This is a genomic window from Halomonas sp. GFAJ-1, assembly GCF_000236625.2.
In the GTDB taxonomy this organism is placed as follows: Bacteria; Pseudomonadota; Gammaproteobacteria; order Pseudomonadales; family Halomonadaceae; genus Vreelandella.
This window is the reverse complement of sequence record NZ_AHBC01000102.1, coordinates 1-866: the sequence shown is the minus strand read 5'-3', so window position 1 is coordinate 866 and position 866 is coordinate 1. Positions and strand designations below refer to the sequence as shown.

Annotated in this window: 1 protein-coding gene; it reads right to left on the bottom strand. The window is 55.0% G+C overall.

What is annotated here, in order from left to right:
- Window positions 1-839: RNA-guided endonuclease InsQ/TnpB family protein (locus MOY_RS16585; RefSeq protein WP_035541110.1), on the bottom strand; the 839-nt coding region annotated here is incomplete at its 3' end.
- Between the last annotated feature and the right edge of the window lie 27 nt (window positions 840-866).

Genomic DNA, 866 nt, shown 5'->3' with positions numbered 1-866 from the left:
CGGTTTTTGAGCATGTTTTTCACGCTCAGTGTCTCGACCACCACCGCTTGGTTGTCGTCAATGAGTTGTCGAGACAGTTTGTGCTGGAAGTCAGCACGCACATTCGCCAGCCGCTCGTGCGCCTTGGCGAGCATTAGCCGCGCTTTCGTACGGCGCTTGCTACCTTTCTGGCAGCGTGAAAGCGCTTTCTGCTTGCGGCGTAGGTTGGCAGACGCCAGCTTCAAGAAGCGAGGATTGGCGACCTTGCGGCCAGTGGAGTCGATGGCCAGATGCGTTAAGCCCATATCGACCCCCAGCACCGTCTCCACCGTTTGCAGAGGTGCGGTTGCCTCCACACCATCCTCCACCAGCAGCGAGGCAAAATACTTGCCTGTGGGGGTGCGGGTCAGTGTGATGCTTTTTAGCGTGCCGGCGATCTCTCGATGGATTCGGGCTTTAATCGGCGTAAGCTTGGGGACTTTGATCCAGTCATTACCCGCCTTAACGCTGGTGCAGTGATAGCTCGATTGCTTGCCATGCTTGCGTTTAAAACGCGGATAGCGGGCTTTAAGCTGGGGGTTAAAGAAGTTCTGGAAGGCGCGATCCAGGTTAATGCACGCCTGTTGCAGTGCGATAGAATCAAATGCTTTGAGCCAGTGGTAGTTGCGAGACTTCTTCGCCACCGCCAACAACGGCTTGAGGTCTTTCTTAGCGCGCAGCTTGGTGCCATGGCGCTTGTACTGCGAACTGATAATGTGCAGTGCCTTGTTGTACGTAAACCGCACCGCCCCGAATTGCTGATTCAAGAAATCAGCCTGTTCGGGGGTGGGGTAGATGCGTACTTTGGTGGCTGTTAACACAACGGCTTCAACTCGTTGACTGTATGA